Annotated in this window: 16 protein-coding genes and 1 tRNA gene; 11 read left to right on the forward strand and 6 right to left on the reverse strand. The window is 67.9% G+C overall.

Features of this window, described 5'->3' with window-relative positions:
• Positions 1-4 precede the first annotated feature (4 nt).
• From AC1C2T_RS11950 to AC1C2T_RS11965, 4 genes are read left to right on the forward strand one after another with little or no spacing between them, the layout of a single operon-like run.
• Entirely contained in the window at positions 5-928 is a 924-nt protein-coding gene (locus AC1C2T_RS11950) for a TatD family hydrolase (protein WP_495385449.1), read from the forward strand.
• The gene (gene rsmA / locus AC1C2T_RS11955) at positions 925-1,809 is read left to right on the forward strand and encodes a 16S rRNA (adenine(1518)-N(6)/adenine(1519)-N(6))-dimethyltransferase RsmA (protein ID WP_495385450.1); all 885 of its coding nucleotides are present in this window, start codon (positions 925-927) and stop codon (positions 1,807-1,809) included. Before AC1C2T_RS11950 ends, rsmA begins: the two co-directional genes overlap by 4 nt.
• Before the next feature lie 9 nt (positions 1,810-1,818).
• A complete protein-coding gene (locus AC1C2T_RS11960; RefSeq protein WP_495385451.1) occupies positions 1,819-1,953 on the forward strand; it encodes a hypothetical protein in 135 nt (44 codons plus the stop codon).
• A gap of 9 nt (positions 1,954-1,962) precedes the next feature.
• Positions 1,963-2,889 (forward strand): 4-(cytidine 5'-diphospho)-2-C-methyl-D-erythritol kinase, encoded by a 927-nt coding sequence (locus tag AC1C2T_RS11965; protein WP_495360774.1) that lies wholly within the window; start codon positions 1,963-1,965, stop codon positions 2,887-2,889.
• Positions 2,890-2,941: 52 nt separating this feature from the next.
• Here AC1C2T_RS11965 and AC1C2T_RS11970 read toward each other — a convergent pair whose 3' ends face one another.
• From AC1C2T_RS11970 to AC1C2T_RS11980, 3 genes are all read right to left on the reverse strand, one after another.
• Positions 2,942-3,892 carry a permease prefix domain 1-containing protein gene (locus AC1C2T_RS11970; protein ID WP_495385452.1) on the reverse strand — a complete coding sequence of 317 codons (951 nt, stop codon included), beginning with the start codon at positions 3,890-3,892 and terminating at the stop codon, positions 2,942-2,944.
• A gap of 15 nt (positions 3,893-3,907) precedes the next feature.
• Positions 3,908-4,237, reverse strand: coding sequence for a PadR family transcriptional regulator (locus tag AC1C2T_RS11975; protein ID WP_495385453.1), 330 nt, complete (start codon positions 4,235-4,237; stop codon positions 3,908-3,910).
• A gap of 106 nt (positions 4,238-4,343) precedes the next feature.
• The gene (locus AC1C2T_RS11980) at positions 4,344-5,435 is read right to left on the reverse strand and encodes an aldo/keto reductase (protein WP_495385454.1); all 1,092 of its coding nucleotides are present in this window, start codon (positions 5,433-5,435) and stop codon (positions 4,344-4,346) included.
• Positions 5,436-5,500: 65 nt separating this feature from the next.
• On the opposite strand from AC1C2T_RS11980, the gene AC1C2T_RS11985 reads away from it, so the two are divergent.
• From AC1C2T_RS11985 to AC1C2T_RS12010, 6 genes are all read left to right on the forward strand, one after another.
• Entirely contained in the window at positions 5,501-6,106 is a 606-nt protein-coding gene (locus AC1C2T_RS11985) for an ArsR/SmtB family transcription factor (RefSeq protein ID WP_495385455.1), read from the forward strand.
• Positions 6,107-6,207: 101 nt separating this feature from the next.
• Entirely contained in the window at positions 6,208-8,151 is a 1,944-nt protein-coding gene (locus AC1C2T_RS11990; RefSeq protein ID WP_495385456.1) for an ABC-F family ATP-binding cassette domain-containing protein, read from the forward strand.
• Positions 8,152-8,334: 183 nt separating this feature from the next.
• The gene (locus AC1C2T_RS11995) at positions 8,335-9,255 is read left to right on the forward strand and encodes a MetQ/NlpA family ABC transporter substrate-binding protein (RefSeq protein ID WP_495385457.1); all 921 of its coding nucleotides are present in this window, start codon (positions 8,335-8,337) and stop codon (positions 9,253-9,255) included.
• A gap of 95 nt (positions 9,256-9,350) precedes the next feature.
• The gene (locus AC1C2T_RS12000; protein WP_495385458.1) at positions 9,351-10,379 is read left to right on the forward strand and encodes a methionine ABC transporter ATP-binding protein; all 1,029 of its coding nucleotides are present in this window, start codon (positions 9,351-9,353) and stop codon (positions 10,377-10,379) included.
• On the forward strand, positions 10,379-11,038 hold the full coding sequence (locus AC1C2T_RS12005) for a methionine ABC transporter permease (RefSeq protein ID WP_495360766.1): 660 nt from the start codon (positions 10,379-10,381) through the stop codon (positions 11,036-11,038). Before AC1C2T_RS12000 ends, AC1C2T_RS12005 begins: the two co-directional genes overlap by 1 nt.
• A 163-nt stretch (positions 11,039-11,201) precedes the next feature.
• The gene (locus AC1C2T_RS12010) at positions 11,202-11,639 is read left to right on the forward strand and encodes a hypothetical protein (RefSeq protein WP_495385459.1); all 438 of its coding nucleotides are present in this window, start codon (positions 11,202-11,204) and stop codon (positions 11,637-11,639) included.
• Between the two features lie 12 nt (positions 11,640-11,651).
• On the opposite strand, the gene AC1C2T_RS12015 is transcribed toward AC1C2T_RS12010, so the two are convergent.
• The 3 genes from AC1C2T_RS12015 to AC1C2T_RS12025 form a co-directional block, all read right to left on the reverse strand.
• Positions 11,652-12,008 (reverse strand): hypothetical protein, encoded by a 357-nt coding sequence (locus tag AC1C2T_RS12015; protein WP_495385460.1) that lies wholly within the window; start codon positions 12,006-12,008, stop codon positions 11,652-11,654.
• A gap of 71 nt (positions 12,009-12,079) precedes the next feature.
• Complete coding sequence (locus tag AC1C2T_RS12020; protein WP_495385461.1) at positions 12,080-13,702, reverse strand: HNH endonuclease signature motif containing protein; 1,623 nt, start codon at positions 13,700-13,702, stop codon at positions 12,080-12,082.
• Between the two features lie 357 nt (positions 13,703-14,059).
• Entirely contained in the window at positions 14,060-14,551 is a 492-nt protein-coding gene (locus AC1C2T_RS12025) for a MarR family winged helix-turn-helix transcriptional regulator (protein ID WP_495360762.1), read from the reverse strand.
• A 248-nt stretch (positions 14,552-14,799) separates the two neighbouring features.
• On the opposite strand from AC1C2T_RS12025, the gene AC1C2T_RS12030 reads away from it, so the two are divergent.
• Positions 14,800-14,871: transfer RNA gene (locus AC1C2T_RS12030), tRNA-Gln, on the forward strand.
• The last annotated feature ends 10 nt before the right edge of the window (positions 14,872-14,881 follow it).

A 14,881-nucleotide genomic window follows, 5' to 3' on the forward strand; every position in this document is an offset into this window, starting at 1 on the left:
GCCGATGGGGAACGAAGGTGCCGCGCACCTCAGGGTTCGCCGCCCTTCGGCAGGCTCAGGGAGCGATCGGGCCGCCGAATACCCGCCGCTGCCCGAACCGCTCCCGGTCGCGGTCTACGACAATCACACGCACTTGGAGATCGCCGACGGCGCTCTTCCGATCGACGTGCACGAGCACCTCGAGCGGGCGGCATCCGTCGGCATCGCAGGCGCAGTGCAGGTCGGCACGGATGTTGCGACGAGCCGCTGGTCGGCCGAGGTCGCCGCACGTGAGCCGCGACTGCTCGCCGCGGTCGCACTGCACCCGAACGAGGCGCCGGAGCTCGAAGAGGCTGGCACGCTCGACGATGCTCTCGCCGTGATCGACGAGCTGGCAGCCAGACCGCGAGTGCGCGCGATCGGCGAGACGGGCCTCGATTTCTTCCGCACCGGTGAGGAGGGTCGTGGTGCGCAATTCCGCTCGTTCGAGGCGCACCTCGAAATCGCGAAGCGGCACGGGCTTGCACTGCAGATCCACGATCGCGACGCGCATGACGAGGTCGTGGCGACGCTGCGGCGGGTCGGCGCGCCCGAGCGCACGGTGTTCCACTGCTTCTCGGGCGGCGATTCGCTCGCCCGACTCGCGGCGGGCGAAGGCTGGTATCTCTCCTTCGCCGGAAACGTCACATTCAAGAACGCCGAGAACCTGCGCGAGGCCCTCAGAGTCGCCCCGCGCGACCGCATACTGGTCGAGACGGATGCCCCGTACCTCACTCCCGTGCCGCTGCGCGGGCGCCCGAACGCGCCGTATCTCGTGCCCCACACGGTGCGATTCATGGCCGAGGTGCTCGGCGCCGAGCTCGACGAGTTCTGCGCGCAGCTCGCGTCGAACACCGTGCGCGTGTACGGCTCGTGGCATGATGAGCCCGTGGTGGGGGCTGCAGTATGAACGCGCATCGGCATGAAGGTGAGGGTGTCGCGGTGTCGCCGCGCTTGCTCGGACCGGCCGAAATCCGCGACCTCGCCGAGATGCTCGACGTCACCCCGACGAAGAAGCTCGGGCAGAACTTCGTGCACGACGCCAACACCGTGCGTCGCATCGTGCAGACGGCCGGCGTGCGCTCCGGCGAGACCGTGCTCGAGATCGGCCCCGGGCTGGGCTCCCTGACGCTCGGGCTGCTCGAGGTCGGGGCATCCGTCATTGCAGTCGAGATCGACAAGCGCCTCGCCGCTCAATTGCCGCACACCGCCGACATCATGCAGCCGGGCACGTCGCTCACAGTCGTGACCGAAGACGCGATGCGCGTCACCGAACTGCCCGGCGAGCCCGTGCGACTCGTCGCCAACCTGCCGTACAACATCTCGGTGCCTGTGCTGCTGCACCTGCTCGAGCACTTCGACTCGCTGCAGTCGGGCATCGTGATGGTGCAGGCCGAAGTCGGGTACCGGCTCGCGGCCGAGCCCGGCTCGAAGGTCTATGGTGCACCGAGCGTCAAGGCCTCCTGGTACGGACGCTGGCGCACGGCCGGCCAGGTCTCGCGCATGGTGTTCTGGCCGGTCCCGAACGTCGACTCGGTACTCGTCGGCTTCGAGCGAGCGGATGTCCCCGGCACCGAGGCCGAGCGTGTTGCCACGTTCCGGCTCGTCGACGCTGCGTTCCAGCAGCGGCGCAAGATGCTGCGGCAGTCCCTCTCCTCGGTGCTCGGCGGGACCGCAGCGCAGGCCTCGGCGGTGCTCGAGGCGGCCGGCGTCGACCCGCAGGAGCGCGGCGAACAACTCACGGTCGCCGACTTCCTCCGCATCGCCCGCGCAACCTCATCAACGCGCTAGCGTGGTGCCGTGGGGAAGCAGGGTGTACCGAAGCAGCATTCGGTGGGGGCATCGGCTGACGGCGTCGGCGTCGATGCGGTCGGCGTCGAGGCCGAGTCGATGCTTCGGGGTTGTCTCGACTTGACCGTCGATGCGGTCGGTTAGCGTGGACTTATGACGATCGCGGCGACCGACGAGGCAGTGCACGTTCGGGCGCCCGGCAAGATCAATGTCTTCATGCGTGTCGGCGCGGTGCAGGCCGACGGCTATCACGACGTCGCCACCGCGTACCAGGCGGTCTCGCTGTACGAAGACGTGCGCGCCTGGCCCGACGATGAGTTCAGCGTGACCTTCGGCGGCAGCGTCGACGCCTCGGGTCTGCCCACCGGCCGCTCGAACCTGGCGATCAAGGCCGCGAAGCTCCTCGCTCGCACCGCCGGTGTGCCGGGCGGTGTGCACCTCGAGATCGACAAGCACGTGCCGATCGCCGGCGGCATGGGCGGCGGGTCGGCGGATGCCGCAGCCACCCTCGTCGCGTGCGACGCTCTGTGGGGCACCGCCCTTGCCAAAGAGGAACTGCACGCCCTCGCGGCCAAGCTCGGCGCCGACGTGCCGTTCGCCCTCACCGGCGGCACCGCCATCGGTACGGGGCGGGGTGATCGCCTGAGCCCCGCGCTCGCCACCGGGTCATTCCACTGGGTGCTCGCCGTCGCCGAGTTCGGGCTGTCGACGCCGGCGGTCTACCGCGAGCTCGATCACCAACGGGATTCCCGCCTCACCCTCGTGCCCGACGGCACGGCGCCCGTCGTCGACACTGCGGTGCTCCAGGCACTCCGCGCCGGCGACGCCGCGCGCCTGGCCGAGTCGTTGCACAACGACCTGCAGGCGGCCGCGCTGAGCCTCGCCCCGGGGCTCGGGGGCATCCTCGAACTCGGCGAGGCGCACGGCGCTCTCGCCGGACTCGTCTCCGGGTCGGGGCCGACGGTCGCGTTCCTCGTCGAAGACACGGACGCCGCCCTCGAGTTGCAAGTCGCACTCTCCGCCGCCCGGCTCAACGCGGTGCACGTGCACGGGCCGGTGCACGGGGCGCGCATCATCTAAGGCGTGACATCTCTGGTGTGCAGGGCCGGATGAGGATCGCGGCCGCGACCAGTCAGGGGCGGCGAGCCCGTCGGAACCCGTTCACGGCGCTCCAGCCAAGTGCGATCGTGCCGGCCACCAGGCACACCGCGATCACGCGCTGCGCGTCGAGATCGATGTCGATGAACTCCACGAACGACGGGTCGAAGAGCCGTCCGGCCACCGTCAGGCCGATGATGAGCACCGCCCACACGGTCGCGATCACGGCGTTCAGGACGGCTGTGCCGATCGTCCACCGCCCGATCGCCCGGGCCCGCGCCGTCACGAGACCCCCGGCAGCGATCAGCACGATGCCGAGGATCAGGCTCCACGGCCACAGCGCCTGGTTCAGCACCGACATCCGCCCGACGTCCGGGACGTCCCACGGGATGCTGATGACGACGAGCCCGGCCATCGCCAGGACCACCAAGACGATGCCCACCACCCGCTCAGTGCGGCCGGACGGCTTCCCCTCGTTCGGGTCATGGGCAGGGAGAGAGTCGACCGTCCACGGTCCCACCGGCGCATCGGCTCGGTCCAGCCTGACGTAGGTAATCGTGGTGATGGTGAAGATCCATGCTCCCGCGGTGAGCGTGATGCCGACCATCGGCCCGACGATCCCCCAGAAGGGTCTGCCCTCGACGGCGAAGCCGATCGCCACCCCGAGCGCGACGGCCGGCAGTGCGCTCCAGAGGATGATCCGCAGGATCCGCCGCCACGTCGGGTACCACCGAGGGCCGAGGAGGTGAAGGGGTCGGTCGGCGTAGCCGGCAGCGAGAACGGCGGGGTCGCCGAGCCCGTTCAGCACCGCCTTCTCGGCGGCGGCCGGCTCCTCGCCTCGCTCGATGCGATCGTCGAGCTGGTCGCGGATCGACGTGCGCAGCTCGTCGGCGTAGTCGTCGCGCTGATCGACCGGCAGCGTTCTCGTCGCTGCTTCGACGTAGCGTTCGGTGTACTCGTCCCTGGTGATCGGTTCGGGGGTCATCTCGGTTCTCTCTCTTCAGTCGGCCAGCGCGTCGATCGCCTGGGTCAGCGCACGCCAGTCGGAGGTCAGGGTGTCGGCGAGGCGATCCCCGACATCGGAGGTGCGGTAGAACTTGCGGGGCCGGGCCTCGTCGGTGTCCCACTCGCTTGTCAGGCAGCCCTGCTTCTCGAGCCGGCGCAGCAGGGGATACAGCGTGCTCGCATCGGTCTCGAAGCCGCGCACAGCGAGGTCTTCGAGCAGCCCATAGCCGTATCCGGGCGTTCGCAGGATCCGCAGACATGCGAGCACCACGGTGCCGCGCCGCAGCTCGTGGCGGTGCGTCTCGAATCCCTCTGGCTCGCTCATGCCGACAATAATACTGTGCGACGCACACTATTGCAACTGAACCCAGTAATGCCGAAGGCGGGTCTCTCCCGGCGTAGCCAGCCGCCACCGAAATGGGGGATGCGTCCTAGTCGTTCGGGGGCCCGCCGGCAACCCGCCCCTTGCCGCGCCGCCGCCGGCTCGGGTCGGTGAGCCAGGGGAGGGCGAAGGCCGCGTTGGGCGTATACACGTCGGTACCCGGCGGCACGACCTCGTCGATGCGGTCGAGCACGTCGTCGTCGAGCTCGACAGAGACCGATTCGAGCAATGATTCGAGCTGCGGCATGGTGCGCGGCCCCAGGATGACCGAGGTGACCGCGCGGTGGGCGAGCGGGAACGCGACAGCCAGTGCAGGCAGCGACGTGCCGAGCTCTTCTGCGATCGGGAGCAGCTGTTCGACGACGTCGAGCTTGCGTGCCGTGATGGGCTCGTCGGGATCGAACCAGGCAGGGCGGAGAGCTGCCCGCCCCTCGGGGGCCGGGGTGCTCATGCCGCGCCGATATCGCCCGGTGAGGAAACCGAACGCGAGCGGGCTCCAGGTCAGCACCCCCATTCCCCAGCGCTCCGCGACGGGCAGCACGTCGCGCTCGATGCCGCGCGCCAGGATGTTGTAGGGCGGCTGCTCGGTGCGGAACCGCATGAGGCCGCGTGCTCCGGCGACCCGGTGCGACTCGACGATCTCGTGGGCGGCGAACGTCGAGCAGCCGAAAGCGCGGATCTTCCCCGCATGCACGAGATCGGTGAGCACCCCGAGCGTCTCCTCGATGTCGGTGTCGAAGTCGGGTCGGTGCACTTGGTAGAGGTCGAGGTAGTCCGTGCCGAGGCGGGTCAGGCTGGCCTCCACGGCACGGAGCAGATGGCGCCGGGAGTTGCCGCTGCGGTTGCGACCTTCGTCGAGCGCGAAGTGCCCCTTCGTCGCGAGAATCACGTCATCGCGGCGACCGCGAAGTGCTTCGCCGACGATGATCTCGGACTCCCCGCCCGAGTACATGTCGGCGGTGTCGACGAAGTTGATGCCCCGATCGAGCGCGGCATGGATGATCCGCGCGCACTCGTCGTGATCGGCATTGCCGGCAGATCCGAACATCATGGTGCCGAGCGCGAAGCGGGACACCGTCATGCCGGTTCGACCGAGCGTGGTGTATGTCATGCCGGTTTCGGTCATCTCAGAGCTGCTCATGTGAGGAAGATATCTCCGCAAGGCGAGTTGCGCAAATACATTTGCGGAATCTGTAGACTCGGAGCATGCAGCACGAGGAGTCAGATCACGAGGAGCCAGATCACGAGGAACCAGGGGATGTACGGACCATCGACGATGTGCGGGCGCTCGCGGCGCTCGCGCATCCCGTGCGCTCGCGCCTCGTCGACGCATTGGCCGTCGACGGAGACTCGACCACCGGCGCACTCGCCAGTACGCTCGGCGTGGCGACCGGCAGCGTGTCGCACCATCTGAAGGTGCTCACCGACGCAGGACTCGTCGCCCGCGCACCGCAGGATCCGTCAGACCTCCGTGAGCGTCATTGGAAGCTCGTGAGTCGCGGTATGCGCTGGTCCGCAGGCCAGTTCCGCGACCGCCCGGCCGCAGAGTTCGCAGCGTCATCTGCAGATGCCGTCATGCTCGAGCGGCAGTTCGAACGGGCACGTGAATTCGTCGAGTCCGCTGAGTCGCCATGGGACGACGTCGCGGTCTCCGGGCACTACTGGCTCCACCTGAACGCGGAAGAGCTCGCGCAGCTCGGCCGACAGCTCGACGAGCTCTTCCTGTCGTGGCGCCGGCGCGACATTCCCGACGACGGCACGGACCGCCGGGCGGTGCACGGCTTCGCGCACGTGTTCCCGTCACGACCCTGACCGCGGCAGGGAACGCGCGGGCGCAGCAGGAACGCCCAGTCTCGGCAGGAATGTGCAGGCTCAACAACCTCCCCGGACATCACAGCTAGGCTCGTCAGGACATGGCACATCTCCTCGGCGCTGAGCGCCTGCACCTCGAATTCCCGACGCGAGTGGTCTTCGACGAGGTGACCCTGGGCATCGACGAGGGCGATCGCATCGGCGTCGTCGGCCGCAACGGCGACGGCAAGTCCACGCTCCTGAAGCTTCTCGACGGCCGCCTCGACCCCGATGGCGGCCGGGTCACGCGTCGTCGCGGCATCCGCATCGGCACGCTCGATCAGGCCGACGTGGTCGACCCTGGCAAGACGGTCGCCGAGTTCGTGGTCGGCGGCATCGAAGAGCACGTGTGGGCGGGCGACGCGAAGGTGCGCGACGTCATCGCGGGCCTCCTCGGCGATGTGCCCTGGCACGGACAGATCGCGAACCTCTCGGGCGGGCAGCGGCGGCGCGTCGGCCTCGCGTCGCTTCTTGTCGGCGACTGGGACGTCGTCTTCCTCGACGAGCCGACGAACCACCTCGATGTCGAGGGCATCGCCTGGCTCGCCGGACACTTGAAGCGCCGTTGGGCGACCGATTCCGGTGCGCTCGTCGTCGTCACCCACGACCGGTGGTTCCTCGACGAGGTGTGCACCGGCACGTGGGAGGTGCACGACGGCATCGTCGAGCCCTTCGAGGGCGGCTACGCCGCATACGTGTTGCAGCGAGTCGAACGTGATCGCTCCGCCGCGGCATCCGAGGCCAAGCGCCAGAACCTCATGCGCAAAGAGCTCGCGTGGCTGCGCCGCGGCGCGCCCGCACGCACCTCGAAGCCGAAGTTCCGCATCGACGCGGCGAACGAGCTCATCGAGAACGAACCCCCCGTGCGCAACAAGGTCGAGCTCGACCGGCTCGCCGTCTCACGTCTCGGCAAAGACGTCGTCGACATCCTCGATGTGTCCGTGGCCTATCCCGCTCGGGAGGGCGAGCCGATGACCCTTCGACAGTCTCAGGACGGCGCGGATGTCGCGAGCGGCGCGCCTGCTACACGCACCGTGCTGCGCGACATCGAGTGGCGCATCGCTCCGGGCGAGCGCACCGGCATCCTCGGCGTGAACGGTGCAGGCAAATCGACCCTGCTCGGGCTCGTGACGGGAGCGGTGCAACCGACGACGGGCCGTGTGAAGCGCGGCAAGACGGTGCGCATCGCCACGCTCAGTCAAGAGTTGAACGAACTCACCGAGTGGGCCGACATGCGGGTCTCCGCGGTCGTCGCCGAGCAGCGCACCAGCTACCAGGTGGGTGACAAGGAGATGACCCCCGGCCAGCTCCTCGAGCGGCTCGGCTTCACGACGGCGCAACTGTCGACCCCGGTCAAGAACCTGTCGGGCGGCCAGAAGCGGCGCCTGCAGCTGCTGCTGATCCTGCTGCAGGAGCCCAACGTGCTGATCCTCGACGAGCCGACCAACGATCTCGACACCGACATGCTCGCTGCGATCGAGGACCTGCTCGACTCGTGGCCGGGTACCCTGCTCGTCGTCTCGCACGACCGATACCTCATCGAGCGCGTCACCGACCGTCAGTTCGCGATCCTCGACGGCCATCTGCGCGATCTGCCGCGCGGCGTCGAGCAATACCTCGAATTGCGCAAGGCGTCGCTCGCTGAGCCTGTCGAAGCGAGCGAGGGCGGTGCGAAGGCCCCTTCGACGGGCTCAGGGAGCAAGGCAGGCTCAGGGAGCAAGGCAGGCTCAGGGGGCAAGGCGGGCTCAGGGAGCGGGTCGGGCAACGGCCCCGCGCCGCTCGCCGGCGCCGATCGCCGGAACGCAGAGAAGGAGCTCGCGTCGATCGATCGCAAGCTCGAGAAGCTGGCGATCCAGATCGCCCAGCAACACGAGAATCTGGCGCGCCACGACCAGGGCGACTACGTCGGGCTGGCAGCGCTCGGCGACGCGGTGCGTGCGCTCGAGGCATCCGTCGCCGACCTCGAGACCCGCTGGCTCGAAGTTTCCGAGTCGCTGGAAGCTTGACGTCGCAGAAGCTGTGACTCTCTGTGACCCTGTTGGGGAACAGGCAAAGAATCTTCGCTTAGCGTAGAGATGCACCCGCGATCGCGGCATCGAAGCCCCCACCGTTACCAACCGTGGCGGAGCCATGCCTGCTCCACGCCATCAGCACCCGATCGCGTGCGCCGGAAGCGAAAGGGAACCACCATGTCACAGCACTCGTCACGTCGGACAAGGCTCATCGCCGCACTCGCCGCACTCGCCGCAGCGCCGCTCGTCTTCGGCCTCGCCGCATGCGCCACGCCCGCGGCCGGCGAAGGCGGGGAAGCCTCGAACGAGGTCATCAAGATCGGCGTCGTCGGCAAGGCCGACCCGCAGTGGGCTGCATTCGAAGAGGCTGCTGCCGACGAGGGCATCGAGATCGAGATCGTCGACTTCTCGGACTACGCGCAGCCGAACCCGGCGACCACCGAGGGCGAGCTCGACCTCAACCAGTTCCAGCACATCGTCTACCTCGCCGACTACAACGTGTCGAGCGGTGAAGACCTCGCGCCCATCGGGTCGTCCGCGATCTACCCGCTCGGGCTCTACTCGACGAAGTACGACTCGGTGAAGGCCATTCCCGAGGGCGAGACCGTCGCCGTGCCGAACGATGCCTCGAACCAGGCGCGGGCACTCCTCGTGCTGCAGTCGGCCGGCCTCATCGAGCTCTCGAGCGGCGGCACGATCTTCTCCGACCTCGCCGATGTCGACGAGGCGAAGTCGAAGGTCGAGGTCACCGCGCTCGAGGCCTCGCTCACGCCGACCTCGTTGCCCGACCTCGCCGCCGCCGTCATCAACAACGACTTCGTCGAAGACGCGGGCCTCACCTTCGAAGACGCGATTGCGCAGGACGACCCCACCGACCTGAACGCGCTGCCCTACGTCAACATCTTCGCCACCCGCGCCGATGACAAGGACAACGCGACCTACCTGAAGCTCGTCGAGATCTTCCAGACCGACCCCGAGGTGCAGGCCGGCCTCATCGAGGCGTCGGGCAGCACCGGCGTCGCCGTGCAGACCCCCGTCGCCGACCTCGAGGAGTCCCTCGCCAAGGTCGAGGCCGACACCAAGGCCGCCAAGGGCTGATCGCGCACGCGCGATCGATCGCACGCCGTTCGGGCGGCGGTCACCGACACGCTCGGTGACCGCCGCCCGGTTCGGCGTTGAAAGAGGAGTTCACCATGGCGCTGGTCGCCTTGCGAAACGTCACCAAGACGTACCCGGCATCCGAGAAGGGAGGCTCACCCGTCGTCGCGATCAACGACGTGAGCCTCGAAGTCGAACCCGGCGACGTCTACGGCATCATCGGTTACTCGGGAGCCGGCAAGTCCACGCTCGTGCGGCTCGTGAACGCGCTCGAGCCCGCGACCTCGGGCTCGATCGAGGTCGACGGCCGCGAGATCACGACGATGCCCGAACGCGAGCTCCGGGGCATCCGTCTCGGCATCGGCATGATCTTCCAGCAGTTCAACCTCTTCAACTCGAAGACGGTCTGGGCGAACATCGCCTATCCGCTCACGGTCGCCGGTGCGTCGAAGCCGGAGATCGCCGCTCGGGTCGCCGAGCTGCTCGAGTTCGTCGGCCTCACCGACAAGGCCAAGAACTACCCCGATCAGCTCTCGGGCGGCCAGAAGCAGCGCGTCGGCATCGCGCGAGCGCTCGCCACCTCGCCGCGCCTGTTGCTCGCCGACGAGGCCACGAGCGCCCTCGACCCTGAGACGACGGGGGAGGTGCTCGAACTGCTCAAGCGCGTCAATCGGGAATTCGGGGTCACCATCATCGTCATCACCCATGAGATGGACGTGATCCAGTCGATCGCCACGAAGGTCGCCGTCATGGACGGCGGGCGCGTGATCGAGGCCGGCGGCGTGTTCGACGTCTTCTCGAACCCGCAGAACCCATCGTCGCAGCGGTTCGTCGCAACGGTCGTGAAGGGCATTCCGTCGCCTGCCGAACTCGCCGTGCTGCGCGAGCGGCACGAGGGTCGCATCGTCACGATCTCGTTCCGCGACGGTGACGCGTCACAGGGGGCGGTCTTCGTCGCGCTCGCTACGGCGGGCGTCGAGTTCGAGCTCGTCTACGGCGGCATCAACGACATCCAGGGTCGTGCCTTCGGGCATCTCACCCTGGCGATCAGGGGCACGGATGCCGCGATCGACGCGGTGCTCGCCGAAATCTCCTCGAACGTCGACGTGACGGAGGTGTCGTGATGGACCGGCTCTTCGAACTGCAGGGCGAGTTCTGGGTCGCCGCTGTCGAGACGCTGTACATGGTGGCGCTCACCCTGTTCTTCGGTGGGCTCGCCGGGCTTCTGCTCGGCATGGTGCTGTACACGACACGGCCCGGGAGTCTGCTCTCGAATCGAGTGGTCTTCAACGTTCTGAACGTCGTGATCAACTTCTTTCGCCCGATCCCGTTCATCATCTTCATCGCTGCGGTGCAACCGCTCGCGAGATACGTGATCGGTACCGGCATCGGCAACGATGCATTGGTGTTCGCACTCTCGATCGCGGCCTCCTTCGCAATCGCCCGACTCGTCGAGCAGAACCTGCTCACCGTCACGCCCGGCGTAATCGAGGCCGCTCGCGCGATGGGTGCCGGCCCGTTCCGCATACTTCGCACGGTCGTGCTGCCCGAAGCGCTCGGGCCGCTCATCCTCGGCTACACCTTCGTGCTCGTCGCGATCATCGACATGACTGCTGTCGCAGGCTTCATCGGCGGTGGCGGCCTCGGCACCTTCGCGCAGGTCTACGGGTACCGTCAGTTCGAGCCGATCATCACTTGGGCGGCGATCGTGCTCATCGTGATCTTCGTGCAGGTCGCGCAGTTCTTCGGCAACTGGCTGGCACGCAAGGTGATGCGCCGATAGTCGACGTGCCGGTCGTCGACATGCTCGTCGTCGATGTGCTGGCCGTCGACGTGCTGGTCGACTGCTCCTCGACAGCTCCTCGACAGCTCCGAGAAGGTGCGAAGCTTCCACAACGAGGCGCGCTCCGCCACGGTGAGGCAGTCCTGTCCATGACGATCGACGCATGACCCGACTCGACGCCGACGAGGCGACCCGGCTGCCCATTCCCTCCGACCACGACGTGCTCGAGCGTGTCGCGATGCTGCTCGATCGTGCGATCCGCCGCCAGTGGTGGACCCTCTACCTCGATGAGCACGACATGCAGAGTCCGCTCATCATGCCGATGGCCGGCTACCCGGAGTCACCCGATGAGCCAGCGCCCGAGTCGGGCACCGCCGCCGGTCTGATGGCGAGCAGGCTCGCCACGATCGTGCAGGAGATCGGTGCCGCGAAGCTCGTGTTCGTCTGGGAGCGACCCGGCGGTGCCGAATCGACCCCGGCCGATCGGGTGTGGGCGCGTGAACTCGGCGAGGCGTGCCGCGCCGAGGGTGTAGCTGTGCGTGCTCAGCTGATCCTGCACGATGGGGGCGCTCGCTGGTTCGCTCCCGATGACTATGCGTGACAGGGAAACTCGTCACGAACGTGTCTGACGGCGCTGTGCCTGACACGACTGCGCCTTGCATTCTGCCTGGCACTGTTCTGCCGGGGCACGACCGTGCCTGACGCTGCCGCGGGTGGCATTGTGCTGCCTGACACCACCGCGCATGGCGCTGCCCTGACTGACATTGCCCTGCCCGTCACGACCTGAGCGATGCGACCATGCCATGCCTGCCGCGATGATGCCTGACGCGACCATGCCTGGCGCGACCATGCCTGACGCGACCATGCCTGACGCGACCATGCCTGACGCGACCATGCCTGACGCGATGATGCCTGACGCGATGATGCCTGACGCGATGATGCCCGACATGGTCACGCGTGACACTGCCATGCGTGACACGATGCGCGACAATGGGCTGCGATGCGAGGTCACCGCGCTTCGATCACGGGGGCTGAGCGCGATCAGAACGGAGGTGCTTCAGGGAATTCCACTTGGGAGGTCGGCGCAGAGCCGGCATTCGTCTGGAAGTCGACGCCGAGAGGCGTGAGTTGAACGCCAGCACGTACCGTGTCGGCATCGGCATGGGCATCGACACCGGGCGGAGCGACACCATGATGGTGCTGCCGGACTCCGGGAACGTTGCCGCCCGCTTCGTCGCTGCCGCCATCGACCTCGATCGAGCGCGCCGGGTGGGTGAGGTGCAGGCGACCCGCGGGGGAGGTCCACTCGAGGACTCCGCCGGCCAGATGCCGCATCGACCAGGATGACTCGTGCTTGAGGTGATGATGCAGCGGGCAGAGGTGGGCCAGATTGTCGAATGCGGTGCGGCCGTCATCGGCCCAGTCGATGCTGTGGTCGAGATCGCTGCGTCTGGCGTCGCGCTGACAGCCCGGGAATCGGCAGGTCTCGTCGCGCACCTGGAGCCACCGCTGAAGGTCGGCCGGCGGTCGGTAGCTGGTGCGATCGACGTCGAGCACCGCGCCCGTGATCGGATCGGTCAGCAGGCGTACGAAGGACGGGGCATCAGCAGCGAGGCGGCGAGCCGTCTCTGCGTCGATCGGACCGTAGCCGTCGAGAATGCCGGGGTCGGACGAGCAGCCGATGAGCGTGAGCACAGGCACGGTCACGTGCACACTCGGTCGCACTCGGTCGCATGCAGCCGCGAAGGGCGAGTCATCGCCGAGCCCGCCGTACAGCAGAAGATCGCGTGCGGCGTCGGCGCGTGCGTTGTCGCGGGTCGATGAGGAGAAAATCGCCGTGACATCATCGGTGCGCCCGGTGTTGCCATCATGATCGGATCGAGCCGCGTGACGGTGGTAGCGTGCGGAAGCGACCTCGCGAGCGACGTGATCGAGGCGATCTCTGATGAGCAGGGCGTCTGCCGCCGGCAGGTAGGCGTGCAGCCAGGCCATGCCGTCGGGAGCCGGCTCGATCTCGACGCGACGCTTCGCCCGGGCAGCACGATGGCGTTCGGCGAGAGTCTGCGCTTGCAGTTCTTCGCGCAATGAACGTGCTCGGCGACGAACGCTCGGCGGCGTGTGGTCGGCCGCGTAGACCGCGAGTGTTTCATCGAGGTCGGCCCGGACGCGGGGTTCGTCATCGAGCTCGGCGGCGGCCTCGACGATCACGCGCGCATGCTGCAGGCTGATCGCTCCGGACCGCAGCGCCGCGAGTGTTGCGGGAAGCTGAGTCGACAGTGCCCAGGCGTCATCGATCTGATGTTGCATCGTGCGCTCGGGCACATGCAGTGCTGTCGCGAGCTCGGCGGTGACGTTGCGATGCGCCATCTCTCGTCGTCGTTCGGGGGACAGCGTCGGGGCGACGAACGCCTGCTCGGCGCGAAGCGCAAATGACACCGTCAAGAAGATCAGATCGACCCGCATCGCCGCGTTCATCGCTTCGATGCGCTGCGCCTGCACGGAGGCTTCGACGAGTTCGGCGAGGCCGTCTTGCGCGATCGCATACGGCGACCGCTCTTGAGTATCGAAGTGGCCGGAATCGTGCCCGGAATCATGCCGTGCATTGCGCCCGGAATCACGCCCAGAATTACCGTTTGATCTGGTAATCACGGGTGGCGGCTGCATGACTCGATTCTACCAGAATTCGAACGTATGTTCGATGGTTGTGGAGAACTTCTCCGACCCGTGGCACGAGCATCGAACGGATGCCGCGGGCGCGATCATGCCCGCGACATCCGCTCTGCGCGCCACCTCTGCGCGCCACCTCTTCGCGCCCCCTCTACTCGCACGCGAGCCGCGCCGGTGCGAGCCTCGCTGGCACGAGCCGAGCCGAGCCGAGCCGAGCCGCGCCGCGCCGGTGCGAGCCGAGCCGAGCCGCGCCGGTGCGAGCCGAGCCGAGCCGAGCCGAGCCGCGCCGGTCCGAGCCGAGCCGAGCCGGCGCGAGCCGCGCCGGTACGAGCCGCCTGCGCGAGCCCGTCGCGCTCAGTCGAATCCGAGACTGAGTTTGCGCAGCAGCCGGGCCAGCCGTTTCTGTTCGGCCGCAGGCAGGCTGCCGAGCAGCTCGGCCTCGGCGTCGACGAGCCTCGTGATCGCGGCATCGACGCGAGTGAGCCCGGCCGACGTCATCTCGACGAGGATGCCGCGCCCGTCGTTCGGGTCGGTCTGGCGCGTCACGAGTCCGCGCTCGACGAGCCGGTCGATGCGATTGGTCATGGTGCCGCTCGAGACGAGCGTCTGCAACAGCAGCGCCTTGGGGGAGAGTCGGTAGGGCGATCCGGCCCTCCGGAGCGCCGAGAGCACGTCGAACTCCGACGACTCGAGTTCGGACCGGGTGAACGCCTGCCGTCTGGCGCGGTCGAGGTGCTTCGAGAGTCGCGCGACACGCGAGAGCACCTGCAGCGGCGAGAAATCGAGGTCGGGGCGCTCGCGTTCCCAGTCGTCCACGATTCGGTCGACCTCGTCAGCATCGGTCATCCAGCCATTATCGCGCCGCTCGCGTCGCGGAGTCGTTCACTTCGCATGCGCGAGTGCTTCGCCCGTCTCGAGCAGCGATCTCACCGCGTCCTCTCCGCCCGGGCGGAGTGACGTGCGCACGTTCTGCGAGACGTGATCGGCACGGCGTTCAGGGAGCGCATCTCACGACATGGCAACGATCGGAACGCGTCGGAGCGGCCGAGGAACATGGCAGACTGGATGTCGCGCACGGGCGTCGGCCCGAGTGATCCGCCATAGTGTAACGGCAGCACGGCAGCCTTTGGAGCTGTCCGGTCCAGGTTCGAATCCTGGTGGCGGAGCCGGAACGGC

The sequence above is a fragment of the Agromyces sp. Y558 genome, from assembly GCF_059445415.1.